The sequence below is a fragment of the Rhizobium sp. ERR 942 genome (assembly GCF_007828395.1).
Taxonomy (GTDB): Bacteria; Pseudomonadota; Alphaproteobacteria; order Rhizobiales; family Rhizobiaceae; genus Rhizobium; species Rhizobium dioscoreae.
In genome coordinates, this window is the sequence record NZ_VIUA01000017.1 from 1 (window position 1) to 25115 (window position 25115).

Consider the following 25115-nt stretch of genomic DNA (forward strand, 5'->3'; position numbering starts at 1 on the left):
ACCCTGCGGGTGCCCTTCGAGCAGATTGCTGCGAATGCGCTCGATTTATTGGGAAGCGACGCAATATCGCCAGATGACCGTATTCGGGTATCGGCCCCAACGCTCATACCCAGGAAGTCGACGCGATCCGTTATTCTCTAAGCTCTTGAGGGAAGTCGGTGGCATGTGGCGCCAAGCCGTTGGTATAATTGGCATGTTCGGCAGACCGGCGGGGGCTAACGGGAGTCGAACCCATGCATTGAAGTCGGAATAATCGTCATGGCCCGGGTCTACGTTTGGATGTCCCCAAGGGGCCTTGACGACCACTTGAGGGCGCGAGGCAGTCGTCTCGCGCTTGACTGGGACGCCACTTTTCAATGATCACGATCCGTGATCGTGATCCGTTAATGTGATGGGATATGAGCCCAAATTCGGCTACTTGCTGCACTATTCAGTGATAATCAGCGGACCGATCTTTTCATGCTCAAAAATGGCAGGTTAGAGCACCTTCCTCAAACTCCTGCGAAAGAAGCGCATGTTCGTCATTAGGGAGCTTCTTAATCGAAACGACTTGATTTAATGGGCGATCACCGAAGGCTTCCGGGAGATCGTACCGGCGACCGCTTTGCATGTTACCGTCGGAAAATTCCACGACACGAATGTTTGGCAGCGGCTGGTGCCCGCCGCTACATGTTCATACATCCTTAGTCTGAAGCCGAACAACCGAGCTGGAGCGGTTGCCTTGCTCGATGATTAGTGCTGCTGTCTTCGACCCGCCTGCTCGACCAGACCGCGATCACCGGTCTCGTGCGTATAGGTCATAGTTAGCGATGTGACTTTCCACACGCTGCCTATTCTAGTGAGTTCATAGTGATAGTGGCCCATCAATTGCCATATTGCGTTGCCGATGCGATGTGTTGCCTGAAAATCGGCTTCAGCGACCGCCCGATCATCGTCCTTCGCGACGATCGTATGATTGGTCACAAGATGCAACGTTCGATCAAAACCCGGAAGGAAACCAGACCACGAGGCAATCACCTCGTCTCCCGAGAGAGTTGACGGCTTTCCGCCCCACAGGCTTGTATAATCAAGGACAACTTCGTCAGCGAAAGCGTTGCGGACGCGGTCCCATTGGTGCCGGTCAGCCCCTGCGGCTATATTCGTGATCACATCGATGATCGCCAATCGATCTTCGATGGCGATATTCTCGGCCTTCGCCGAAACTGCCCCCAATACCCACATCATGGCCACCATGACCAGCATTGTCGTTTTCATGGCAGTCTCCCCATGGCCGCTACAGCGCCGCGAAAACGCTTAAAATGTTTCGCAACGGCATCAGCCGCAGCGGTGACGGGCGCAGGCCGATCGTAAAAATCGAACTGGCTGACGCCATCCAGCCACAGCTCGGACGATTGCGCGGGCAGACGGTCAAGAAAAGCGTGCGCACCCTCAGGCACCGCTGCTGCTTCGGAGTGCACGATCAGCGTTGGCTTGTGAAGCCGTTCGGCGATTGCCACCGAGTCGTATGTCAGCCACGGTTCCCATGACGCAAGATTAAACCTGTTGTCATATTCGGGAATAAGCCCGCGATCCGTTTCCGTATAATACGGTATCTTGAACATCAGCGCGCTTCGGTCCGTCGAACTGGCGGCGATGATGACCCGCGGCTTTCCGCTCGCTTCGGAGGCCTCCGCTTTTCGGGAGATCTCGATTAAGCCAGCCACGCCGTCTTCACCGCCGTAGACCTGCCGCGTGATCTCGGCATCTTGCAGCCAAGGCGCTACCAGTCCCACGCTGACGATATTGCTGCTAACGGATGCTGCCGCAGCCATGTATCCAGCGGATGCGCAGATCGCGAGCCCGAAAATCCGTGCAGAATCGACCTCGGGCAAGGTCGTCATGAAAACCGCGGCGGCAAGGACATCGGAGGTCTTGGCCGATGGCTCCTCCTTGAACCGTACGCGCCCACCGGATTGACCCCAGCCGCGAAAGTCGAATGCGAGAGCTGCAAAACCCCGCTCAGCCATTTCCCTGGCATAGCGGCCCGACATCTGCTCCTTGATCGATGTCCAAGCGCCCGTGACAATGACGCCAGGAAGCCGCTCCTCGATCGGCCGACCGGCCGGAGTGTAGAGCGTGCCGACGAGGATATCTCCTTCATTTTCAAAGGTCACGCGTCTCGTCTGGACAGCGGCAAAAGCCACGGAAGTCGATAGCATGATGAATATCGCTAACGACGCCAGTCCTCGTCTTAACATAGCCTCTCCTCCATTGTTCGGGTGCCAGAACATGACGGGAATGGCGATTATGCGCAGGCGCGAATCTTGGCGGATGATAGGTAAATGTTGCGGTACCTGCGTCTCCTCGGCAAAGCTTGGCTAGAGACGCCGAAACACCGAAGGACTGGATCCTGAATACCGTATAAAGTGTCGGCCGAAACGGGAAACGTCGTCATAGCCGACCCTGAAAGCAACCTCCGCAACCGAAATGCTTGTGGTGCGCAGCAGCAGCTTGGCGCGCTCCATGCGCTGCAGGATAATGTATTGATATGGCGGCAGGCCAAAGGACGCCTTGAATGCGCGCACGAAGTGATATCGGCTAATCGCCGCCTGCGCCGCCAGCACCTCCAACGAAAGGTCAGCGGCGAGATGGTCATGGATATAGGTCGCGGCCCGACGCAGTCGTCTATCGTCGACCGAAACAGGCGTCGATTTTCCTTGCCCAAGCACGAAGCTCAGCTGGGCAGCTAAGGCGAGTTGCATTGTTTCACGATAGAGGAGAGACACATTGTCGAGCCCGGACGCAACCTGCCGCACAAGCTGTACCAATAACGGGTCGAGCGGGCCGACAATCGGGTTGAACCCACAAGCCGGGTCGAACCCGATTTCGCTCAACGATGCGTCAGCAAATTCGACAAAAAGATAGGAGAGTGGGTCATCATATTCACAGAGCCCTGTGGAGCCGGAGGGCAATATCCATCCCTCGTTTGCTTCCAACGGCACGTGGCGCTTGCGATCCGAGGATACAGCGACTCTGTGCGTCGGTTGGGGAACGAGAAAAACCCCAATCGCCAAGCGCGGCAACTCAAATGCGCCGCCGCCCGGCGGAACATCCATTCTTCGCGCAGTGAGAGAAACACTGTCACCATCTTTCATGTTTCAGATCATACACCTTCCGAAAATGGATAGAATACATGGCATGAATACAGCCCATGCCTGTACGTGCGAATGCGATGCGTCTGCGAAAAATCCGCCACGGGTGATACGAACTGCCATCTCATTTGACCTACTTGGGACGAGATTGCGATGGATCGAGAAAGCGCGTCAAGGCTGAGAGAAATACCGCTCTGCCGGCGTCGTCACGATCAAGATGGACGAAGTGTGTAGCGTCGGGGATTGTCACGAGCTCGGCCTCGGGCGCTTCCTTGGCAAGCGCCTCCGCATCCTGCGGGCGGCTCCAGAAATCCTTTTCGGAGCGAATAACAAGCACCGGCATGACAAGTGCCGAAGCAGACCACTGTGTTTTGCCGGTGATAACCTCGAAGCTATCGGCAAGCGCTCCACTCGGGGATCGGAAACTTGGCGGCTCGCGACTGGTCGATGAAGCGTCGGACACCAGTGCTGCGTCGCCATAGGCCCGGGCCACACGCTCGTCCCGCCACAAGTTCTTGTCGGCGATGGGGATGCTGTTGTTCCATGCCGAGAAGAGGCTGTCGCGCGTATTGAATCTGTAGCCGCCGAATGCGGAGGCATTGAAGCTTCCGGGTCTGAGGGGATCCTCCAAAGGAGAACCACGACCGAGCGTTTCGTGTTCTGCCGTGCCATCGTAGAGGGTATTGTAAAGCACGAGCCGCGCAACCGCCTCGGGATACCTTGCGGCGAAGGCACCGGCCCAATGGCCTCCCGTTGCCCAGCCTACGATACTGATCGGGTTGTTTCCGCTCCAGCCGCGAATGGCGTCCACTGCTGCTGCTATGTCGGCAACCGCGTCGTCGGTGCGTATCAGGGGTGCGGAGCCGGAAGGGTCCTCATCCATCGCAGCTGGGCGGCTCGAGGCACCGTACCCTCGTAAATCAAGAACATAAACGACATGTCCGGCGGCAGCCAAATCGACGGCGAGAGAACCACCCGGAACCGGAAGATCAAAGGACGCGATACCCGGAACCCGCGCACCATGGACGAGGAGAACCGCGGATTGTTCCGCAGCCGGAGGCGTGTTGCGACCGCGAACCTCCCGGACAAAGAGACGTTCGTCGGAGGGTAGATCAATAAAGCGGTCAGTCCTAACAAATGCTGGCTCGGCTGCAATCGCTCCTTGCGCCGCAAGGATGAGGCTGCCGGCAAGCGCAAGCATGGATACGTCGATCATCGTTCTTTCCTTTTGTTTCCGTACTTGAACAAGATTGCTCACGTGCGGCGAACAAATCCATGATGTGTTCGACGCACTTTGATATTATGGCGATATGGAACTTCGCCATCTTCGCCACTTCCTCGCTGTTGCCGAAGAGCTGCACATGGGCCGCGCGGCCCAACGGCTCGGCATGGAGCAGCCTCCGCTGAGCCAATCAATCGCCCGACTGGAAAGGGAGCTTGGCGTACGGCTATTTGATAGGTCAAACCGACGTCTTGCATTGACCCGGGCTGGAACGGCCTTTCTTGGTGAGGCCAGATCCTCCATCCGACACGCTGATGCGGCATCCGCGCTTGCCAAATCAGCCGGGAACGGCACTGCGGGGGTAATCAGGATTGGCTTTGTCTCGGCGGCACTATACGAGCATTTGCCCCTACGCCTGTCACGTCTGAGACAAACCCATCCAGATGTTCAACCCGAACTTTTTGAGCTTTCGACGAACGATCAACTGGAAGCATTAAAGCAGGGGGCCATCGACATCGGGTTCGTCCATCCACCACTAGGTACCGGCGAGCGGCTGGATATCGTGGAATTTCCAAGTGAGGCAAGCGTCGCCGTCCTGCCGGATGATGGGGGAAGCGGAGGAGTGAGCCTGGCGCAGGTCGCAGCACTTGGATTGATCCTTTTCCCCGCGACCCAGGGACCAGTGCTTCATGCCCGTATCATGGATAGCTTTAACCGCGCCGGCCTCCATGTCCGGATCGTCCAGGAAGCGAACCGCGCGCTAACCATGCTCTCCCTCGTATCCGCAGGGTTGGGCGCGGCCTTGCTCCCGCGGTCAATTCAACGCATCACCTTTCAAGGTGTTCGCTACGCCGAGATTACGGATGTCATGCTGCCGACGTTGTCGATCTGCATGATCGCGAGGCCCAGACCCCAAGCTCCCATTGTCCGCGGTGTATGGCAAATCTTCACCGAACAGTAGAAGCTTGGTTTAGCAGACGCACCATCTCCAGCCTTGCCCAAGAGGGAAGAGCTGATGGATAAATAGTTGGCTCAATGCTCTTTATCTGCCAAGTTCATGGTGCCAAATCGACGTGATGAACACCATGTGGCAACGGAATTCGACCGAGCCGCTCCAGAGCCGGATGCTCGCCCTTCACCACGCGAAAGACCTCAAGACCCGCGCCGGCGTCCGGCGAAGCGCGATCATGCCCCTGGAACACCGTCGCGAGGAAATGATCGCCTGTAAGATCAAAAGCCCCACCCTCCGGCAGCACGCCTTCGAGGAAATAATCGGCAATTTTGGAAATAGCTCCCGTCTGCGTATCGATTGTGAGCAACGTCACCGTAGCCTCGCGCTGAAACCGGGGAGATCCGCGCGGAAAGGCCGTACCGCGCATGTTGACGGTGGCGACGAGTTTTCCGTCAGGGCTGACGGCGAGCCCTTCGGCCGCGACATCCGTCGTTGCAACTCCAATCCGTTCATGACGGGCGACCGACGGGGATTCTGACAAATCCGCCAGCTTGACGATGCTGATCGAAGACCGCTTATCGGGAACGCGACCGGCCAAATCAGTCGCGGCGAGGTTCCTGCCCCAATCCGAGGTGATATAGAAGCGGCCATCCGGCGTGAACCGTCCAACAAACGGATCGGCGCCAACTTCCACCGGGTCACCCCATGGCCGCAGCGCAGACCTATCCCCCGCCTCCGTCACTTCGAAGAAGGCGATGCGGTTCTGGCTGTTGATGTTGATGGCGAGAAAGCGGCCGGAGGGATGCCATTGAACGTTGGTTGCGGTAACTCCACCGCGCGGTTTGGCGGCATCGCCTGTGATGCCCAGCCGCGCAAGATCAAAGCGGCTCGCCTCGCCGAAGCGCCCATTTGCATAGCGAACGATCTGCACGAAGCTCCCCTCCTCCGTGTTCGAGACGACAGCCACATGCTCGCCATCAGGATTGACAGCAAGTGCCTCCGGAAAGGCCGCGACATCAGCCGTGTCAGCAAGACGTGGATTGGCCTTATCAGCAAGATCAATGGCAAACAGCCGATTTCCGGGCGGCAAGTCGCGCACCGTTGCGTCATCGTTCCGGCGCTCGCCGAGCCGCTCGGTTACAAAGGCTGTACGCCCGTCACGGCTGAGCGCGAGAATTTCCGGAGCAGCGGTAACGGAGTTAGAGACCGACAGTGTTCCGGTGACGATGCGATCGTCCACGATCGAGAGAACCGTCAGCAGGTCGCGATAATTGGCATCGGCCGGAGCGAGCAGGCCTGTCGCATAGGTTTGTCCGACGAAATCTCCGTCCGAGATGGCAGCGATGGTGCCCGCCGAAATGCGACGTAAAAGATCCGGCACCTCCATTGCGACCGCATTCAGGGAAGCGGTGCAACCCAGCGAGACAGTGAGGGAACCGATCAAGATCTTCAAACGCATTTTCCATTCCTTTGCGGGTCGCGCGGCCACACTTCAGCCGACCAGTCTCGATGGATAATGATTGCAAAGCTGATTTGAATCCAATCGGAATACTGGACTCTGTGATTATAAAACCGCATCAATACCGAATGGATATTCGCTCACTCGCCTGCTTTGTCGCTGTCGCCGAAGACCTTCATTTTCGCAAAGCCGCGGAGCGGCTGAACCTTACCCAGCCCGCGCTCAGCCAACGCATACGCGTGCTGGAGGAGGAAATCGGTACGGCCTTGTTCGCGCGCGATCGCCGTCGCGTCGCGCTAACGGCGGCGGGAGCCGCATTTCTTGATCCCGCACGCGCAGCCGTGGCAAGCGCAAACCTGGCGAAAACAAGAGCGCTACGAGCCGTTCAGGGCGAGATCGGAAGGCTGCGGCTCGGCTTCACCGTTATAGCCTTCTACGGCGTGCTGCCCGAAGCAGTGCGTCTGTTCCGTAACCAATATCCGGAGATTGCGGTCGAACTCGCCGAAATGAATTCACCCGCGCTGGAGCATGCCTTAGCGGCCGGCACGATCGATCTGGGAATATTGCATCCGCCGATCACCGCGCCAGAATTGACCATCCGTACCCTGCCAAGCCAAAAGCTCAAGCTTGCATTGCCGGCGTCCCACCGATTGGCGGATCGGGACATCCTCACAGTGCACGATCTGGACAAAGAACCGTTGCTGATTGCACCGCGCGCGATCGGGCCTAACATCTACGATCGCATCATAGCGCTCTTCCAGAACCAGGGGGTCAGCCCGCCTATCGTCCAGGAAGTCACACCGATGACGACGCTCGTAGGTCTTGTCGCAGCAGGCGTAGGCGTGGGTTTCGTCACCGAAGGCATCGCCGCGGTCGGGCGACCGGGCGTCATGTTCCGTTCGATCAAGCCGGAACCGCCGGATTTGCCAATTGCCGCCGCCTGGTTATCGCCAGACCTTTCATCGCCGGCGCTTCGCTTTCTCGACATCGTTGCTCAATATACCGGTGAAAACGTTGCAAGGTAGAAGTCCGCTGCACAGATTCCTCCACCAGACTTTCTGGCTGATTTACCCCTAGTGAGCGCTCGAGTTTCCATGTCGTTGGAGCTTAGCTTCCGGCGAACCGAGATCTATCGATGACCAGATGCCGATCCACCGGTTCAGCGCCTGACGGCATTCGATCGGTTCAGGGGGCGAAAATAGTTCGTTTTACTCTTGAAGAGACACGAACCGTCGCCTCGCGTTGTTGAAGGAGCTTAGTTGCTATCATAGCCGGACCGACGCTAGAAATCATGGCGGCTTCGCACTACAATCAGACCCTGTTGCACCTCGATTTGTTCAAATTGAAAATTGCATCCGTTAGTACTCAGACAGTGCTAAAGACAGACATCCTCGACTCGTTCAGTTCAAATGAGACGAGGGTGCAAACCTCAATCCGAGTCTTGTTGATTTAAGTAAATCAGGACCAAGGCAATACAAACGATAAATCGAAACGCGGCTTGAACACCGTTCCACTGTTGTGATTGCCACATCAGAAACCATTCAGCAGCGACCGTCATGAAACCGAAGAACCAGACGAAGATTCCAAGCGTCAGTCCCAAGGTTGCCGTTCGCTTCGCCTTTGAGAAAATCTCGCTAGGGCGATTGGATGCCCTCACGAGCTCAATTGCGCCCCAAACACAGAGTATCCCCGTCAGCATTTCGCCAGCAATGATGAGCCAATAGGCTGCATGGTGTACAGACGGCAACGAAATTGCGCGCCACATCAAGTCGTTTCCTGGAAATGTCGTGTCCATGAGCATGACATGTTGGATAAAATTGAAATTCGATTGATAGTCAAAAATGTTGTTCGACGCGACCAGCACGCCGAAGAGTCCGATCAAAAGGACGAGAAACGCCTTCGACAAGCGTGCAATATTCATAGTTCTCTCCGCTTTTTATTCTGAAATGCCGATCACGTCGGGCGTCTGCCAGGCAAGGTGCTGTCCGCCATCGACTGCGATCATCTGGCCGGTAATGCTCTCGGCCCTCGCTAAATAAGCAACAGTTTCGGCAACCTGATCAGGGGAGCTCCCGCGGCCAAGGGGAACCGCGCCCGATTGGCGTGCGAAATCATCGTCGCTTTGCCTCACATTGCTAAGAGTAGGGCCTGGCCCCACGGCATTTACCCTTATCCGCGGCGCCAACGCCTGCGCAAAGGTCTTCGTTGCGGTCCAGAGGGCGGCTTTTGCAAGCGTATATGATGCAAACTGAGGGGTTAACTTCCAGACGCGTTGATCAATGACATTCACAACCGCACCAACACCGCCTGGCGGCAACTGCCGGGCCAGGTCTCGCATCAAAAACGCGGGCGCGCGAAGATTGATTGCAAAGTGTTCGTCCCATAAAGCCTGATCGAGAGATATGGCCTCATCAGCATCGAATTTGGATGCATTATTGACGAGAAGCGTCACGGCGCCCAGTTTCTCGGAAGCTTGCGTTAAAAGTGTTTCCACTATCGAGTGATCGGCGAGATCACCTTCTACAAGTTCGGCGCGACCACCCTCCTCATTGATACGCCCTGCCAATGCGCATGCAGCTTCGTTTCTCCTGCGCACATGGATGGCGACTGCGTAACCGTCGGCGGCAAGCCTCTCTGTGATTGCGCGGCCGATCCGGACCGCCCCGCCGGTGACAAGCGCCACCGGCCTGGATGTGATAGATTGCGGCCGCTCCATGCCTTCACCCGCGTAACAGCTTGAAGGTTTCGGCTCGCAAGGTGGGATCTGTCTCCAGCGAGCCACGTGATACGACCGTCAGCGTTTTGCTGTCGGGCGAACGAATACCACGCATCGCCATGCACATATGTTCCGCCTCGACGATAGCGAGCACGCCCTTTGGCTGCAGCGCGTCCCACATGGCATCGACAATCTGCGAGTTCAGTCGCTCCTGAAGCTGCGGCCGCCTTGCAACCGACTGAACAACCCGCGCGATTTTGCTGAGACCCGTCAAACGCCCGCCGCTCGGTATGTAGGCAACGTGCGCCTTGCCAAAGAATGGAACGAGATGATGCTCGCAGACAGAGTAGAAGCGAATGTCTTTCACGATGACCATATCCTCATACTGATCATCGCTAAATTGCGTTTGAAGATGGTCGCGAGGATCTTCATTGAGGCCGGAGAAGAGTTCCTCGAACATCTTCGCGACGCGGACCGGAGTATCGCGAAGCCCTTCGCGTTCTGGATCCTCTCCCGCCGCGGCAAGGATCTGCTTTACCGCCCCCGCTATGGCCGATCGCGCTTCGAGCTGAGCAGACTGCGCGGACGGTATGCCTTTCAAAGATTGTGCTAAGTCAAGATTCATCGGGCCCTCCCGTTTTGCCCGCGGCAAAAGCCGACAAATATGCCGGCTTCCAACCGCCGATCACGCGTCAGAAAAAGTGGATTTCGAGCTTTGATTTGGCGAGAAGCGGCCAATCAATAGAACCGATGCTGAAAACGCTGGGCCAGTAGATCCGCTCCACGTTTTCTTCCTCGACCACTGATTGGTTCGTGCAAACATATCGATCGAGGTAGTCGAAATCCGTCGGAACGATCGCATCCTTGCCGCCCTCTGTTACGTCAAGGATATAGTTGACGTCGGCAGGCTCGTAGAGCTTGATGAGCGGAATGAGATGAGGATGGCCGATCGCTCGCAGCAGGTCTGCGGCAAAATCATTGGCCCTGATCTCGAACTCGGTTCGATCGCGTCTGACTTTATCCGTTACGATGCGTGCCTCTTGAACCGCCTTGGCGTCCGCCTGTTCGTACACGTGCAGGTTGGTGTTCTCGAAGGTGTCGTAGATGTACTTGTACCGATCGATACCCATCTTGTCGGCGCGCGATATGAAGTAGTAGTGGCCGAGCGTATGCAGAATCATGAACAGACGGGAAGGCAATGATATTCCGTCCGAGAAATCAAACACGCGACTCTTGATAACCGTTTTAATTCCGAAATTGTGGACCTTGCCGAAGTTAAGCTCAAGATCGAACAAGGCCGTAAGCTTGGAAACAACGGTCTCGTATTCGTTTTCGTCGACCATGCTCAGGACTGTCTTGATACGATCCGCCTTCGTCAACGGTTCAAAATTTTCTTTTGCCAAGGGCGACGCAACAGAAATGTTCATGGGTTTTCTCCTTCCTCTCTCAAAATAATGGGATTTGGTTGCCCACTCAGTGTGTGGATGGCTTGATCAGCGCGATGAGAAGTGCGGTTCCGGCGGATAGCGCCCCAAAGACACAGCTTCCGGTCCATCCAAACTTAGAAAAGGCGAGGCCTGCAGCGCCGGCACCCAACGAGCCGCCGAGGAGCATCGTTGCCATGAAGATCGTATTGAGGCGGCTGCGTGCGGTTGGGTCCAGCGCATAGACCCGTGCCTGGTTGGCAACTTGGGAGGACTGCACGCCGAGATCCATGACGATCACGCCAATAATCAACGCGGCGATCGATCCCTGTATGGCGATGAAGGACACGAAAGCCGCCACGACCATGGCCGCTCCGAGCGCGATCACAGCCTCAGGCCCTCGCCTGTCGGCAAATCGGCCGGCGACGGGTGCTGCGATCGCCCCGCCGGCACCGACCAGCGCAACCAGTCCCACCCAAGACGAACCCAGGTGAAAGGGTTCCTGAGCAAGATGCATAGCCAGGTTCGACCAGAAACCAAGGAAGGCAGCGAAAATCAGTGCTTGAATGACAATGGCACGGCGCAGAAGCGCGTGTGTGCGTAACAAGCTCCACAACGATGCGATAAGATTGAAATAGCTAACATGAGTCGTTGGGACAACCCGCGGCAGCATCAACGCCAGCGCAATGCCAATCAGGGTCATCAGCAACGCTGCGACCCAGAACATTATATGCCAATCCCACAGGTCCGTAACGAATCCACTCAGCACTCTGGACAGTAATATGCCGATCAAGATTCCGCCGGTGACTGTCCCGAGCACCTGCCCCTTCATCTTCGCCGGTGCGATATGCACGGAAAGCGGCACCAATTGTTGCGCGACGGTTGCGAAAAGACCCACAAAGAAGCTTGCTATCACGAGCCACTCAAATGAGTTTGCTAGCGCAGCGCTGATCAGCGCAAGGACAAGGGCTGTTATGGTGACCAAGATGAGGAGCTTGCGCTCAATGCGATCACCCAAAGGTGCAATGAACAGGACGCCGATTGCATTGCCGAATTGAGTCAGGACTGGCACCAGCGCCACGGTTGCCGCGGCCAGGCCGAAATCGCTCGACAGCCGGCTCAACATAGGCTGATTATAATAGCTGTTGGCGACTGAAAGTCCGGCCGCCGTCGAAAGTGCGACAAGCAAGCTACGACTCAGCGCCTGCGTCGGCGAAATTTCCAGTGATCCTGCGGGATAATTCATTTCCGACGCCTGCCCTGTCTGCCGCGCAGCCGAGCTTTTGCCCAGTTGGCCGGGCAGCTCGGATACGCAAAACATCATTTCGAGATTTGGTTTGCGATGGGCAAAGAGATGCACGAAATGGTTGCGGTGAGCAAACAAGTTCTCTTGCAGGTGAAATTAGTTTTGCTAAACTCCCGCCCATGGGGCTACAGATTTCATTGGTTTCTCTCCGAACATTCGTCGAAGTCGCGCGCAGCGGAAGCATGAAGGATGCTGCGCGAAATTTAGGCGTTACTCCCGGCGCCGTAAGCCAACAAATCAAGATCGTGGAGGAGCGCCTCGGTGCTACGCTATTTGAGCGGGCCAGCAAGGATCTGCATTTGACGGCGGAGGGAGCACGCTTGATGGAGGCACTCAATATGCCTTTCCAACAGATCCAGGACGCTGTTGAAGACTTCGATCACCGCAAGCCGAGGCGCAACACGCTCGTCGTTACGACCGTACCGTCTTTCGCATCCTCCTGGCTTGTTCCTCGGCTAGGCAGGTTTTCAAAACTCTATCCCGACATCGAGGTAAAAGTAGACAGCTCAGTCGCCTTGGTTGACTTGCGTCATGAGCCATTCGACATAGCGATCCGCCATGGAAGTGGAAACTATCCCGGCATGTCGGTCACGCAACTCTTAACACCGCAGCTAATCGTCGTCGCCAGCCCTGAATTTTTGAGGAACCATCCCTTAGTACAGACTCCCGCCGATTGTCTTGCCCACCCACTTTTGCAAGATCGGGATCGCGTGGATTGGCCAAGATGGTTTCGCGCTCATGGGATCAATGATGCGGCGGGCCGAGCTGCGCGCGGGTCGAGCTTCTCCGACGATTCGCTTATGATAAAGGCGGCAGTGGCTTCGCAGGGATTGGCCCTGGTGCGCGATATCTATGCCGAAGAAGCTATCAGTTCGGGCCTCGTAAGAATCCCCATCGCGGCATCGCTGGGAACCCCTCTTTCCTATTATTTTGTTACACGGATGCAAGACGCGCAAAAGTCCCGCATCCAGGCATTTAGAAACTGGCTTCTCGGTGAAATAGCCAGCAGACCGGAGTTGACTTAGTTTGGTATAGTAGTGGATTGGCATCCAAACCGACAACACGATATCTATCGAATAGGCGAGTTTTCTTGCTCTTGATGGGAATCGAACCTTAGGCACGTAATTCCCATTGCCCGTTACGCGGTTTTGGTTTCCGGCAAACGAGATGGTTCTTTCTCAGCCGGCGAAAGCGACTTCCACACTCTGACGATCCTGTGCGATGATCCTGCACCTAGTCTGGAATCCGTCACCTGGGATCGCAAGGACGAACTCAGCCGGTATGCCAGTGGAACTGGAGACCGACAGGCAAGCACCGTCGGGCCCAATCGTCTTGACCGTGCAGTCGATTGTCGAACGCCGGTCGTTGAAGATGATGGATCCTGCCTTCAGCACCCGCCGGCGCTGCCCGATCTGGGCCGCCCCATTGGCTTGTCCCCAGGCAAGGCATTTGTTCCTGCCTGTCTGCTTGGCTTGATACATGGCAGCGTCCGCTTGAGCCAGAAGCGTCTCGACATCCTTCGCGACAATGGAAAGTGAGGCTATGCCGAAGCTCGCGGTGACCTGGAGCGTGCCTTGAGGCAGTTCGATTGACAGGGATTGCACGAGCTCTCTGAGCCTCTCCGCCGTCGCAAGAGCCCCTTGAAGGTCGACGTGCGGGAGCAGGATCGCAAATTCCTCGCCACCCTGACGGCTGAACAGGTCCCCTGCCCGTAGCACCGATCTGCAGGCGGAGGCGACTGCCCTCAGGACCTCGTCGCCTGCGGCATGTCCATGAGTATCGTTCACCTGCTTGAAGCGGTCGACGTCGAGCACGAGGCAAGACAAGTCGTGGCGGTGGCGGATGGAGAGCGAGATCAGCCGGTCGGCCTCCTCCTTGAACGCGCGTCGGGTCATGGCTCCGGTCAGGCTGTCGGTCGATGCGGCACGAAGAAGCGACACCCGATCCATCGCCGCACCGGCGAGTTCATCGAGGATGGTCAGATCACGGCCACTGAAGGAGCGCGGACGGCGATCGATGGCGCAGACGGTTCCCACAACATGCCCTTCCGCCGTCTTCAGCGGCACTCCAACATAGAAGCGGACATGAGCTTCGCCGGTCACCGCCGAATAGTGCGAGAACCGCGGATCCTTCGTCGCGTCTTGGACGACAATGGCATCTTCGGCTGCGACGACGTGCTGGCAGAAGGTGTCCTGGCGGGGCATCTCATCTGGCGTGAGCCCCGAGCAGGCCTTGTACCATTGCCGATGGGCGTCGATGAAGGAGACGATACCGATGTCAACGTGGAAGATCTGCTTGATGAGACGCACGATCCGGTCGAAGCCAGGATCCCTTGGCGTGTCGAGCATGTCGAGCTGCTCGAGTGCTGCAAGCCGCGCCTCCTCCCGCTCGACCATATCTGCAGATGATCTGCCGAACGCCCGCGATGCAGTCATGCCTCTTCCTCCATTCGTCCATCGTACGAGTCGGATCTTAAGGAAGAGCAACGCCCTTGCAAACAGTGCGATTAATGAAGCCTAAAGCAGCAGATGCCACTTTCGATACACCTACAACCGAGCCCGGCGAACAGAACCCGGCCGCAGCCTGAGGCAGATCGGCGTCTGGTATATTGGAAGATTGATATCATCGTCGCTCTCGCGAGAGCCTCATCTCCAACCGCTTTACAGCTTAGCTTGTTCGACGGTGCTAAAACGCAAGGCTCTGCCGTCTGCCGCGACTATGGCGTCCATCTCCTCTGCGAGCCCATCCCGATCATCGACACCGCGCAGGAGACGGCCGGCGAGAGCATCGAAATGCCCAACGGCGGTATCGGCAATCAAGAGCGCAGCCCGCGACGGTTCGATGTTGACACCATCGTCAAAAAGCTTTTGGATCCCTGGCAGGTAGGCTCTCCCTGCCTCCGACGATAGCTGCAGTTGGGTCATTGCAGTCCGAACAAGACCGGGATCGACGGCAAAGGCGCGCACCCCGTGGCGGATCGTTGTGTCGTTCAGACACTCCGTGAGACGCATGATGGCGGTTTTGCTGGACGCGTAGCCAGAGCCGTGAGGAAAGCTGTTGCCCGTTCCGCCACCGACGAGGTTTACGATCCGGCCGCTGCCCAGCGCCAACATTGTAGGGGCGGTCGTACGGCACGTGTTGAATGTACCACGCAGATTGATCTCGACGTCATCAGTCAGGCACTCGAAGAATGGCGAACTACAAGACTTTTGCGCCCGCGCCGCCAGGCTGTTCGCTATCGACCATACAGGAGGTGGTCTTGACTCCACCCAAAATGAGAACATAATAAGAACAAATTGCCAGAACGAAAACCGGCCGTGCAATTCCATATCGATGAACATAATCGAAACTCCCCTGGCAGCAGGTGGGTTAGGGAGACGTATCGCTCCATGACAGCCGTAGCCGCTCAGACAGATGAACCGCAGCTTGATCAGGTGACATCCGTGCTCGACTTATTCGAAGGCGATGCCCGCGCGACGATCGGGGCTCTGCTCGCTGAATTGCGGTTCGTTCGAGGACAGCTGGCACTTAGTGAGGCTGGAATGAGCGTCGGCTTTACCTGCGGCTGGGTTCCGCGTTTTGAAAGTGAAGGAGGAAACGATGTTTGAATATTCAAGAGATCCGCGGCCGAGAGACGGTGTTCTCACCATAAGCCAGGACGACGCGCAGGCGCTGTATGACTTCGTCAGTCATTTGAACCGGCATGCCTTCGATACGCTCAGAGACGACCGGCCCGGCTTCCGTGGCAAGTCGCCTGACATGCTGCGTCATCTCGCCCGAATGCGTGACCTGCTGAAGAACGTCATGGACTACCCGACCTTGGACGAGGAGCTTTGCTGGGATGAGCCGAAGCCGCTTGCGACGGACGAGGTTCATGGCTTGCTATTGACGGAGATCGGAAATCGGTCGGGCATTCGGTTTCTCAGGATTTCGGTTTACTGGAATGACGAACACCGAAATTTCGGTACGCTCGACCTTGCTGTTGATGACGAGGCAGGCGAAACTTGCGGCCTGTTCCAAGTCGAGGATCTCGCCGGCCAACAGGTCAATTGCGGTCCCGGCTGGTCGCAATCCGGTGCCGATCTCGATGAGACGATCCGCATGTTCATCCGGGCCTTTCCGATGCAGGAGCTGGAAGCGCGCAACGAAGATTGTATCAACGAAATGCTTGCCGCTAAGGTCGCCTGATCCGATAGGAAAGTGCATCGGCGTAGATTTTTCTGGAGCTATCCCGGCCGTAAAGGATGCCTCAGGCAGCCGATCATCCTTTGCGCCGGCTCCTGCGGATTATAGGAATATTTTACCGCCGCTAGATATTGCGGATGGTCTTGCAATTCTGATGCTTGCAACAAGATCAGGGTCTTGTCATTGATCGAATAGGAGTTGCCCTGACAAGCAACTTCGCTCTCGACCCGTCTTCTTTGAAATAGGACCTCGGACTCACCAATGGCAATAGCCGAAGAGGATCTTCCTCACTTCGAGTATTTTCTCGATCCAATCGCGCACGGCTGTGTCGTGGCCACGCACGCCACATGCCCATGCTGCGGGAGAGACCGCGGCTTCATGTACCGCGGTCCAATATACTGCAAAGAGGACATTCCGTACGTGTGCCCATGGTGTATTCATAGCGGCGAGGCGGAACGGAAGTGGGATGCTTCGTTCAACGACGCCGTTTCCATACCGAAGGGCGTCCCGAAGCAGATAATCGAAACGGTGTGCAATAGGACGCCGGGATTTGAAAGCTGGCAAGGCAATCAATGGCTTTTTTCCGAGACGGATGCCATGGTGTTCGTTGGCGAAATCGATGGAGCCGCTTTGCTGGCCGAAGCGAATGACGCAAAGATAGCGGCCTGCCGCCAGGCGCTCGACGAGTGGCACTTCCCTGAAGACTTCAACTTGGCGGAAATCACCCGAGGAGGCCAGCCGGCCGTTTATCTTTTCAGGGACAGGCAATCGGGTGAATATCGCGCATATGCTGATATGACCTGAGATACGAGCGTGCGGTGATTGTGGGTAGTATTCGATGATAGCCTGCGCCGACGAAAGCATAGGCGATCGGCCCCTGCGGTGCCGCTTGGGCTGAAAGCGGTTCTCTTCACTGAAAATTCCGGCTCTTCACCTTCAACGTATCTATATGCAAATCAGGCACATAGATCTCCCGTGCCTTCATTATCGCCCTCTCCCGCGGATCCGGGCTGCCCGGCGTCCCATGGGCGAACTCGTCGCCGCGCCCCGTCGGCAGCCTGAAGGCCTCATCGAGATCGGCAAGGCCGGAGAGATCGCTGGTGAGATCGAAGAGCTGCTGGGCGACGAGATGCACCACCTCCCCTTCCCGCTGGATGCGGCCGTTGATCGCCATCATCGAGGATCCAAGCACGATGCGCCGGCGTCGTTCGAACAGTGTCGGCCAGACGACGACATTGGCGGGTCCTGTTTCATCCTCAATGGTGAGGAACATGACGCCCTTGGCGGAACCCGGTTTCTGGCGGACGAGCACGAGACCTGCGGTCATCAGCCAGCGGCCGTCACGGGCCGACATCGCCTCCTCGCAGGTGACGATGTCGCGGACGGTCAGATCCTCGCGCAGGAAGGCGAGCGGATGCTGGCGAAGGGTCAGCCCCGTGTGGCTATAGTCCTGGATGACGTTATGGCCTTCCGTCATCTGGCGAAGGTGGACCTCCGGCTCCTGCTGCTCGGCGATCGTCCTTTGCTCGCGCTCGGCCGCCGCGGCAAACAGCGGCAAGGGCTCGTCGCGCAGCGCCTTGATCGCCCAGAGCACGTCACGGCGCTGGAGTTTGAGCGAAGACAGAAAGGCATCCGCCTCGGCGAGTTCGACCAGGACCGCCGCCGGCACGCCCGATCGCCGCCAGAGATCATCGACGCTCGAAAACGCTTGGTCGGCGCGGGCGGCGATGATGCAGGCCGCATCGACCTGGGCAAGACCATGGACCATGCGCATGCCAAGGCGGACGGCATGACGGTCGCCGCCCTCGACCGGCTCCAGAGTGCAGTCCCAGCGTGAGCTGTTGACGCAGACCGGCTTGACCTCGACGCCATGCTTGCGGGCGTCACCGACAATCTGGGCCGGAGCGTAAAAGCCCATGGGTTGAGAGTTCAGGAGGGCCGCGCAGAAGGCGTCGGGATAGTGGCGTTTCACATAAGATGAGGCATAGGCGATGAGGGCGAAGCTGGCGGCATGGCTCTCTGGAAAACCATAGGAGCCAAAGCCTTCGAGCTGCGAAAAGGTCTTTTCGGCGAATTCCGGCGTATAGCCGTTCCTGACCATGCCGGAGACAAGCTTGTCCTTGAACTTCGAGACACCGCCGGTGAACTTGAAGGTCGCCATGGATTTGCGCAGCTGATCGGCCTCGCCACCGGTAAAGCCGGCGCAGACCATTGCCACCTTCATGGCGCTCTCCTGGAAGAGCGGCACCCCAAGCGTCTTGCCGAGAACGGCCTCCAGTTCCGGTGTGGGATACTCGACCTTTTCCTTGCCCTCGCGCCGGCGCAGGTACGGATGGACCATATCTCCCTGGATCGGGCCGGGCCGGACGATCGCCACCTGGATGACGAGATCATAGAAGGTCCGTGGCTTCATCCTGGGGAGCATGGACATCTGCGCCCGGCTTTCAATCTGGAAGGTGCCGAGCGTATCGGCCTTGCGGATCATCGCATAGGTCGCCGGATCCTCCTGGGGGATTTGAGCCAGATCGAGATCCAGATGCTTGTGGTCCCGGATCAAGGCAAAAGCCTTGCTCATGCAGGTGAGCATGCCGAGCGCCAGCACGTCGACCTTCATGAATTTTAGCGCTTCGACGTCGTCCTTGTCCCATTCGATCACCTGCCGGTCAGCCATGGTCGCTGGCTCGATCGGCACGAGATCGTCGAGACGATCATGGGTCAGGACGAAACCACCCGGATGCTGGCCGAGATGGCGCGGCGCGCCCATCAGCTGCTGTGCCAGCTTCAGGGTCAAGGCAAGCCTGCGATCGTCCGGATTGAGGTTGAGCTCTCGCAGGCCACGTTCGGTCACAAGTTCCTCCGACCACGACCACATGCCCGCTGATAGCGCCTTGATCACGTCCTCCGGCAGCCCAAGCGCCTTGCCGACATCGCGGATCGCCCCCTTGGCGCGGTAGCGCGTGACAGTCGCGCAAAGGGCGGCCTTGTCATGGCCATAGGTCCTGTAGATCCATTGGATCACCTCCTCGCGCCGCTCGTGCTCGAAATCGACATCGATATCGGGCGGCTCGTCGCGCTCCTGGGAAACGAAGCGTTCGAAGAGCAGATTGTTGGTCTCGGGATCGATCGAGGTGATGCCGAGGATATAGCAGACGGCGGAATTGGCCGCCGATCCCCGGCCCTGGCATAAAATGCCCTGGCCGCGGGCATGGCGCACGATCGAGAATACCGTCAGGAAATAGGGGGCGTAGTTCATGGCGCGGATAAGGTCGAGCTCGTGCCTGACCACCTTCAGCACCGATGGCGGCAGCCCTTCCGGATAGCGGTTGGGAATGCACTCCCAGACATAATGCTCGAGAGATTGTTGAGCGTTCTTGCCGGGAACGATCGCCTCCTCCGGATATTGATAGGTGAGCTCGTCCAGCGAGAACTTGCAGCGCTCGACGATCTCCAGCGTGCGGGCGAGCGCTTCGGGATAACGAGGGAATAGCCGCTCCATCTCCTCCGGCGGCTTGAGAAAACGGTCTGCGTGCCTCTCCCGCTCAAAGCCGATATCATCGATCGTGGAGACGTTGCGAATGCAGGTGACGATATCCTGCAGCTGCCGGCGTGACGGCTCATGGAAGAGGACGTCGTTGGTGACGACTGTCTTCACCTTGAAGCGAGCCGCGAGATGGGACAGTTCATGCAGCCGCAGCTGATCGTTCGGCCGTCGTCTCAGGCAGAGCGACAGATAGGCACGATCGCCAAAAATCTCCGCCATCTTCCTGAGCTGGATGGCACAGGTCTCGTCGGCAAGGTCGGGCACGAGAATACCGATGAGGCCCTCGGCATAGAGCGCGACATCTTCCAGATGCAGGATGCAGTTGCCCTTGCCGCCGCGGCTCTTGCCGAGCGTCAGAAGCCGGGTCAGGCGAGAATAGGCGGCACGATCGGTGGGATAGACGAGAATCGACATGCCGTCGGCCAGATCGAGGCGACAGCCGACGACAAGCCGCAGTCCCGTTGCCCGCGAGGCTTCGAGCGCCCGGACGATCCCGGCCAGCGAATTGCGGTCGACGATCCCGAGCGCGCTGATGCCAAGTTCCTTGGCTGTCCGGAACAGCTCATCGGCCGATGACGCCCCGCGCAGGAAGGAAAAATGGGTGGTGACCTGCAGTTCGGCGTAGCTCATGCGAAGATCCCGTGCACGAACCAGCGATGCGAGCCGGTGGCAGCATCGACGCCATCGCCGGAACGAAAGATCCACAGGCGCTCGCCGAACTCGTCCTCGATCACGAAATAATCCCGGACCGCATCGAATTCGGAACTCCTGGTCCACCACTCCCCGAATATGCGCTCCGGCCCATCGGCGCGTCTGACTCGTCGGCGTTTACCGCGCCAGGTGACGGAGACAGGCGGATGATCAGGCAGAAGCGCGATGACGTCGATCGGCTCCGGCCGGGCCAGCAGCCGCACGGGACGCGGCCAGTGATGCACCCAGGTCTCCGCGACGTCTTCGGCTGCCGCCGCAATCCGCCGGATGCTGCGTTCGGGTACGTCGGATGCGACGGGCGCGATGCGATAGACGCGCTGCCCCCGATTGCCGAAGGTGTCGATCAACGGCGTGATGTCCTGATCTTTCTCATCGACCAGAGACGAGCGCTGCTCTTCAGCAAGGGGTTCAGTCATGACGGCCACCAGTGTCAGCTTCTCGATGCCGAAGCCGGGCTCGATTGTTTCCCGTCGGTCCCGGAAGAGCTTGGTGAGCCAAGCGACATCGCGTGCCGGCTTGGCTGTCCCCGCGCGGATCGCCTGCCTGCTGCCATCGACCTTTTCGACGATGAGGTCGGTGCGCCGAACACCGAGCCCCCTGCGCTGCAATTCCCCGATCAGTTTGACGATGAGGCGGCCGACATACTTGTCGATCGTCTCTGGAGCGCCGATGGGTTCGGCGAAGACGCGTCTGACTTCGATCCATTCCGGCGCCCGGATGGGATCGATCGGCTCGGCGACGCGGCCGAACATCTGGTCGAGACGCCTGCCGATCTCCGGGCCGAAACGCAGCGTCAGTGGCGCGCGCGGCGTCGCCGACAATTCGCCGATGGTTTTGAAGCCGAGCGTGCGAAGGCTGGTGACAGTCTCCGCCGATAGCCGCAGCTGCGAGATCGGCAGGTGTTCGACGGCGCGGACGATCTCTCCGGGCGGGATGATGACGGTCTCGCGATGGGTTGCACGGGCGCAGGCATGCGCGGCACCCCAGGTATCGGCGATCGCCGCATGGACGGTCAGCCCCCTCGCTCGGAAGCGGTTGGCGATCCCGGTCAGCATCGGCAGCTCGCCGCCCTGCAGGTGATCGGCGCCCTCCGTATCCATGACGATGCCATCCGTGCCGTCGACGGCGACGATCGGGGAATATTGCGAGAGGGACCAGAGCGCGATCCGCTCGAGCGCCTCCGCATCGGCCGCCGGGTCGGAATCGGCGAACCGCAACCCATGCACCATGGCTTGCGCCTTGGCCGCCGGCATGCCGACGCGCACGCCTGCTTGCCTGGCCTTCGCATCGGCCGCCGATATCCAGCGCCTGGAGCCGCAGCTCGCGATCAGCACCAGCGGCCGGTCAGGCGATAATTCTGCTTTTTGATCCATGCGCCTGATCCGCTCGATCGGCAGGTCCGGCAGATAGATGGATACGACCCGTGGCATCGCACGCTCCCACGATAAACTCAGCGCACTCACCCGCCTTCACTCTCATGAGCTCCAGCAGCCATCGCGGCCGCCCGACGCTTGGAACCGGCAATTCCTCCGATGGCAGCACGCTCACCCGCCATCGCGTCGTCGATGCCGTCGGCTGCCCGAAATCCGAGGCTTCCACCTGCCGCCGCCAGCGCCGGACCACGAGACCCATGGTTCCGGTTTTTTCCGCCGCCAGTTGCAGGCGGCGCGAGGCCACCATTGGCAGCCGAACGATCTCGCCGACGACGGCGCCGAGGCCGCCAAAGGCCAGGGCCTCTTCCATCGAGGCGAGAACGTCCTCTTGCGCGTCGGCCTCGACGAAGACGACGCGATCGGGATGGAGGCCTGCCTGCGCCAGCGCCGGAAAGAACAGGTCCGGCCGTGTCAGGCACCAGACGATCTTGCCCCTGGTCCGCGCCGCGATCCCGGCGGCGAAGAGGGCCGCGGCCGCGCCATCGACCACCCCTGCCCCGCCGCCCGCGAACTCGTGCACGGCGCCATAGGCGAGACCACCACCCGGCAATACGGCATCGATCTCAGGCACACCGAAAGCGAGACAGCCGCTCTTCCTGCCCGCGTTTCCTTCCAGTAACGCGATGCGATCCTTCAGATCGGATATCACCCTATTGCGGGCAGCAGTCATCATTCACGGGTCCTTGCAAGGTCGTGTTGGTATCGACGTAATGTCGTCAAGTGTATTTGTTCACTAAATGTTCCATCTCGATTCGCGAGTCAAGCAACCCGAAATAGGAATATTATCCCTCTATTTTAGTCAACTTTAAGATTCGCATTGGGAATCATGGACATGACTTCGAGGGAGCACCGAAGACGCTTTCGAAAAAGTTTCGAAGCCGGCCCAAAAAGTCACCGGTTGGCGTTCCGGCGCTTCGTCGGCTACCATGTGCCCAGCTTCAAGGGGAGATGGAGCGCCCGATGTGCAACCTGTACCGCATGGAAGACAAGGACTGGGTGAACAAATGGGCTCAGGACGCCGAGAGCCTGATCAACCTGATGCCGGCCTATCAGATGAACCCGGACAAGATGGGGCCGATCGTCCGCAACACCGCCGACGGCGGCAAGCAGCTCGTCCATGCGCGCTGGGGATTACCCTCTCCGCGCTTTGCCCTTGAGAAGCTGGCACAGGTCAAGGCTGAAAAACTCAGGGCCAAGGGCAAGGAGTTCGACTTCGAGCAGCTGGTGCGCGAGCAGGTCGACCGCGGTGTCACCAACGTCCGCAATCTCAAGCTTCCGCACTGGAAGCGCTGGTTCGGTGTCGAGAACCGCTGCCTCGTGCCCGTCACCAGCTTCGCCGAGCCGGATCCGGCAAGCCAGAAAGCAGGCGGCAATGTGCCGAACGCCTGGTTCGCGCGCGATGAGAGCAAGCCGCTGATGTTTTTCGCCGGCATCCATGTTCCGCGATGGACATCCGTGCGCAAGGTCAAGGATGGCTTCACGACTGACGATCTCTATGGGTTCCTGACGACCGATGCGAACGATCTCGTCAAGCCGATCCACGATAAGGCCATGCCGGTGCTCTTGCTGACTAGGCAAGAGACCGACATCTGGATGAAGGCGCCGTGGGAGGAGGCGAAGGATCTTGCCCGACCATTGCCAGAGAATGCGCTCACCGTGATCGCCCGCGAGCCCTATGGGTCGACCATCGTCACCAAGGAGGGTGATCTGGTCAGTCCATCAGCCTTGCAGTAGCAAGCGATGTTCCGATGGCTTAATGCAGCGGCGCCTGTTCAGACAGGAGCAGTTCCTGCACCGCTGTGTCCACGATCTCCTTGAGCCGACGCCAACCATAGAGATCACGCTCGCCGACCCGCTCCTCTATCGCGGCCAGCATCCAGCCGGCCGCGGCTTCATCGTCAGCGTTCTTATGAGCGTTAAAATGCTTCAGGCATGCCTCGATACGCGGGCGAGCCGAACCGCGATCACGGTCTATCGTCGCGACCAGTGAACGCGCATCCTGGTAAGCCTTCGCTATACGCCGCTTACCTTGCGCTCCACTGTCTACGATCTTTCTGACGACAAAGAGCAAGGCCATCAGCAAGTCGGCCGTTTCGTCGGGCACCACCGTCATATAGCTCCTGCGCTTCAATCGCTTGGCAATCTCTCAGAGCCAGGAGATACGGCTCCGCTTCCGGACCCATGCCGTTCCCTGGATCGCACATTACGGATGCACCGCGACCGGTTACCACGCCCGTAGGGGCAAACCTGCTACCTAGGGTTCGTTCAGCATCATCTTTCATAGTTCTATAATACGTGGTTTTATCAACTGTCAAATGTTGTGTTTCCGCCATGGATGCACGGCAGCGAGTGGCACTGAATCTCAGGCGAATTCGGGTTATGCGAGGGATCTCGCAGGACAACCTCGCGCTTGAGGCCAATGTCGAGCGCGCCTATGTGGGCTATCTCGAGCGCGGCAATAGGAACCCGACGGTCACGACGCTCGAGAAGATTGCGGAAGCGCTGGCTTGCGATATTTCCGAGTTCTTCGTTCCTGTGGCCGATGATGTCATCACAATGAAGCCGCTGAAGAGCGGACGGAAGCCGTCGCGTCGCTGACGTTTACTTCTGTGCGGCCATAAGTATGGCCAACACGGGTTTGGTTTGGTCGCTTCAGGTCAATGTCAGCTCTCCGTTTTAGGGCTGAATCGTGCGAGACTGGCGCCCCCAATCGAAGTTTCGCATGAGGTTCACAAAACCTCTCAGCTCTGTCTCACGCTAGCGAGGCAGAGCTTTCGCCACCTCCGTGCGTGTCAGTAGACGATCACACAGTTTGAGCGGAGTTCTCTCCTAGCCCTCTATGCTCAATATCGGTGGGTATCGGGCACCGGACAGGCCCGAAAGCTTCTCAAGTGGCGAGCGGCGCCTTAAATTTACGTGATCCTTTTAATTGGACGGGCAATGACGTCTCAGCTGGACATGTTTTCGGAGAATGCGCAGGCCGTTCGCAAATCGTCGGCACCCAGCCTGCGCGTCCGGCAGGCCGGATCATCGCC

Annotated in this window: 24 protein-coding genes and 1 pseudogene; 9 read left to right on the plus strand and 16 right to left on the minus strand. The window is 58.4% G+C overall.

Going from position 1 to position 25115, the window contains the following annotated elements; translation table 11 throughout:
• Positions 1-141, plus strand: a pseudogene (locus tag FBZ97_RS34980) (LacI family transcriptional regulator); the annotation flags it as partial.
• 591 nt (positions 142-732) lie between these two features.
• Here the strand turns inward: FBZ97_RS34980 and FBZ97_RS33510 are convergent.
• From FBZ97_RS33510 to FBZ97_RS33525, 4 genes are all read right to left on the minus strand, one after another.
• On the minus strand, positions 733-1254 hold the full coding sequence (locus FBZ97_RS33510) for a nuclear transport factor 2 family protein (protein ID WP_145324490.1): 522 nt from the start codon (positions 1252-1254) through the stop codon (positions 733-735).
• Entirely contained in the window at positions 1251-2198 is a 948-nt protein-coding gene (locus FBZ97_RS33515) for an alpha/beta hydrolase (protein ID WP_186449598.1), read from the minus strand. Before FBZ97_RS33515 ends, FBZ97_RS33510 begins: the two co-directional genes overlap by 4 nt.
• Before the next feature lie 159 nt (positions 2199-2357).
• The gene (locus tag FBZ97_RS33520) at positions 2358-3134 is read right to left on the minus strand and encodes an AraC family transcriptional regulator (RefSeq protein ID WP_145324492.1); all 777 of its coding nucleotides are present in this window, start codon (positions 3132-3134) and stop codon (positions 2358-2360) included.
• A gap of 130 nt (positions 3135-3264) precedes the next feature.
• Complete coding sequence (locus FBZ97_RS33525; RefSeq protein WP_197044241.1) at positions 3265-4347, minus strand: alpha/beta fold hydrolase; 1083 nt, start codon at positions 4345-4347, stop codon at positions 3265-3267.
• Between the two features lie 94 nt (positions 4348-4441).
• On the opposite strand from FBZ97_RS33525, the gene FBZ97_RS33530 reads away from it, so the two are divergent.
• The gene (locus tag FBZ97_RS33530) at positions 4442-5314 is read left to right on the plus strand and encodes a LysR substrate-binding domain-containing protein (protein ID WP_113331674.1); all 873 of its coding nucleotides are present in this window, start codon (positions 4442-4444) and stop codon (positions 5312-5314) included.
• A gap of 94 nt (positions 5315-5408) precedes the next feature.
• Here FBZ97_RS33530 and FBZ97_RS33535 read toward each other — a convergent pair whose 3' ends face one another.
• A complete protein-coding gene (locus tag FBZ97_RS33535; RefSeq protein ID WP_145324494.1) occupies positions 5409-6764 on the minus strand; it encodes a hypothetical protein in 1356 nt (451 codons plus the stop codon).
• A gap of 11 nt (positions 6765-6775) precedes the next feature.
• Between FBZ97_RS33535 and FBZ97_RS33540 the strand changes: the two genes are divergently transcribed.
• Positions 6776-7789 (plus strand): LysR family transcriptional regulator, encoded by a 1014-nt coding sequence (locus tag FBZ97_RS33540; RefSeq protein WP_246661943.1) that lies wholly within the window; start codon positions 6776-6778, stop codon positions 7787-7789.
• A 404-nt stretch (positions 7790-8193) separates the two neighbouring features.
• Here the strand turns inward: FBZ97_RS33540 and FBZ97_RS33550 are convergent, their stop codons facing one another.
• From FBZ97_RS33550 to FBZ97_RS33570, 5 genes are all read right to left on the minus strand, one after another.
• Positions 8194-8685 (minus strand): DUF2165 domain-containing protein, encoded by a 492-nt coding sequence (locus tag FBZ97_RS33550; protein ID WP_145324499.1) that lies wholly within the window; start codon positions 8683-8685, stop codon positions 8194-8196.
• 15 nt (positions 8686-8700) lie between these two features.
• Complete coding sequence (locus FBZ97_RS33555; protein WP_145324501.1) at positions 8701-9480, minus strand: SDR family oxidoreductase; 780 nt, start codon at positions 9478-9480, stop codon at positions 8701-8703.
• A gap of 4 nt (positions 9481-9484) precedes the next feature.
• The gene (folE, locus tag FBZ97_RS33560; RefSeq protein ID WP_145324502.1) at positions 9485-10105 is read right to left on the minus strand and encodes a GTP cyclohydrolase I FolE; all 621 of its coding nucleotides are present in this window, start codon (positions 10103-10105) and stop codon (positions 9485-9487) included.
• 67 nt (positions 10106-10172) lie between these two features.
• Positions 10173-10907: a hypothetical protein gene (locus FBZ97_RS33565; RefSeq protein WP_145324504.1), complete on the minus strand. Its 735-nt coding sequence runs from the start codon at positions 10905-10907 to the stop codon at positions 10173-10175.
• A 46-nt stretch (positions 10908-10953) separates the two neighbouring features.
• The gene (locus FBZ97_RS33570; protein WP_246661944.1) at positions 10954-12288 is read right to left on the minus strand and encodes an MFS transporter; all 1335 of its coding nucleotides are present in this window, start codon (positions 12286-12288) and stop codon (positions 10954-10956) included.
• Between the two features lie 41 nt (positions 12289-12329).
• On the opposite strand from FBZ97_RS33570, the gene FBZ97_RS33575 reads away from it, so the two are divergent.
• Complete coding sequence (locus tag FBZ97_RS33575; protein WP_145324506.1) at positions 12330-13235, plus strand: LysR substrate-binding domain-containing protein; 906 nt, start codon at positions 12330-12332, stop codon at positions 13233-13235.
• A 153-nt stretch (positions 13236-13388) separates the two neighbouring features.
• Here FBZ97_RS33575 and FBZ97_RS33580 read toward each other — a convergent pair whose 3' ends face one another.
• Positions 13389-14645, minus strand: coding sequence for a sensor domain-containing diguanylate cyclase (locus FBZ97_RS33580; protein WP_145324508.1), 1257 nt, complete (start codon positions 14643-14645; stop codon positions 13389-13391).
• Positions 14646-14870: 225 nt separating this feature from the next.
• Positions 14871-15551 (minus strand): SDR family NAD(P)-dependent oxidoreductase, encoded by a 681-nt coding sequence (locus FBZ97_RS33585; protein WP_246661945.1) that lies wholly within the window; start codon positions 15549-15551, stop codon positions 14871-14873.
• Between the two features lie 48 nt (positions 15552-15599).
• Here FBZ97_RS33585 and FBZ97_RS33590 point away from each other — a divergent pair, with 48 nt between their 5' ends.
• The 3 genes from FBZ97_RS33590 to FBZ97_RS33600 all read left to right on the plus strand — a co-directional run bounded on the left by FBZ97_RS33590 (position 15600) and on the right by FBZ97_RS33600 (position 17199).
• Positions 15600-15818 (plus strand): hypothetical protein, encoded by a 219-nt coding sequence (locus tag FBZ97_RS33590; RefSeq protein ID WP_145324510.1) that lies wholly within the window; start codon positions 15600-15602, stop codon positions 15816-15818.
• A complete protein-coding gene (locus tag FBZ97_RS33595; RefSeq protein ID WP_145324512.1) occupies positions 15811-16398 on the plus strand; it encodes a hypothetical protein in 588 nt (195 codons plus the stop codon). Before FBZ97_RS33590 ends, FBZ97_RS33595 begins: the two co-directional genes overlap by 8 nt.
• A gap of 258 nt (positions 16399-16656) precedes the next feature.
• Positions 16657-17199 carry a CbrC family protein gene (locus FBZ97_RS33600; RefSeq protein ID WP_145324514.1) on the plus strand — a complete coding sequence of 181 codons (543 nt, stop codon included), beginning with the start codon at positions 16657-16659 and terminating at the stop codon, positions 17197-17199.
• A gap of 106 nt (positions 17200-17305) precedes the next feature.
• On the opposite strand, the gene FBZ97_RS33605 is transcribed toward FBZ97_RS33600, so the two are convergent.
• Genes FBZ97_RS33605 through FBZ97_RS33615 form a run of 3 tightly spaced genes read right to left on the minus strand, consistent with a single transcriptional unit; the run spans position 17306 to position 22750 of the window.
• On the minus strand, positions 17306-20566 hold the full coding sequence (locus tag FBZ97_RS33605) for an error-prone DNA polymerase (RefSeq protein ID WP_145324516.1): 3261 nt from the start codon (positions 20564-20566) through the stop codon (positions 17306-17308).
• On the minus strand, positions 20563-22077 hold the full coding sequence (locus tag FBZ97_RS33610; protein WP_145324518.1) for a DNA polymerase Y family protein: 1515 nt from the start codon (positions 22075-22077) through the stop codon (positions 20563-20565). The genes FBZ97_RS33605 and FBZ97_RS33610 overlap by 4 nt, the downstream gene beginning before the upstream one ends.
• The gene (locus FBZ97_RS33615) at positions 21992-22750 is read right to left on the minus strand and encodes an ImuA family protein (RefSeq protein ID WP_145324532.1); all 759 of its coding nucleotides are present in this window, start codon (positions 22748-22750) and stop codon (positions 21992-21994) included. Before FBZ97_RS33615 ends, FBZ97_RS33610 begins: the two co-directional genes overlap by 86 nt.
• Positions 22751-23040: 290 nt before the next feature.
• Here FBZ97_RS33615 and FBZ97_RS33620 point away from each other — a divergent pair, with 290 nt between their 5' ends.
• On the plus strand, positions 23041-23814 hold the full coding sequence (locus FBZ97_RS33620; RefSeq protein WP_145324520.1) for an SOS response-associated peptidase: 774 nt from the start codon (positions 23041-23043) through the stop codon (positions 23812-23814).
• A gap of 19 nt (positions 23815-23833) precedes the next feature.
• On the opposite strand, the gene FBZ97_RS33625 is transcribed toward FBZ97_RS33620, so the two are convergent.
• Positions 23834-24193, minus strand: coding sequence for a hypothetical protein (locus tag FBZ97_RS33625; RefSeq protein WP_145324522.1), 360 nt, complete (start codon positions 24191-24193; stop codon positions 23834-23836).
• Positions 24194-24411: 218 nt separating this feature from the next.
• On the opposite strand from FBZ97_RS33625, the gene FBZ97_RS33630 reads away from it, so the two are divergent.
• Entirely contained in the window at positions 24412-24678 is a 267-nt protein-coding gene (locus FBZ97_RS33630) for a helix-turn-helix transcriptional regulator (RefSeq protein WP_145324524.1), read from the plus strand.
• Positions 24679-25115: the final 437 nt, after the last annotated feature.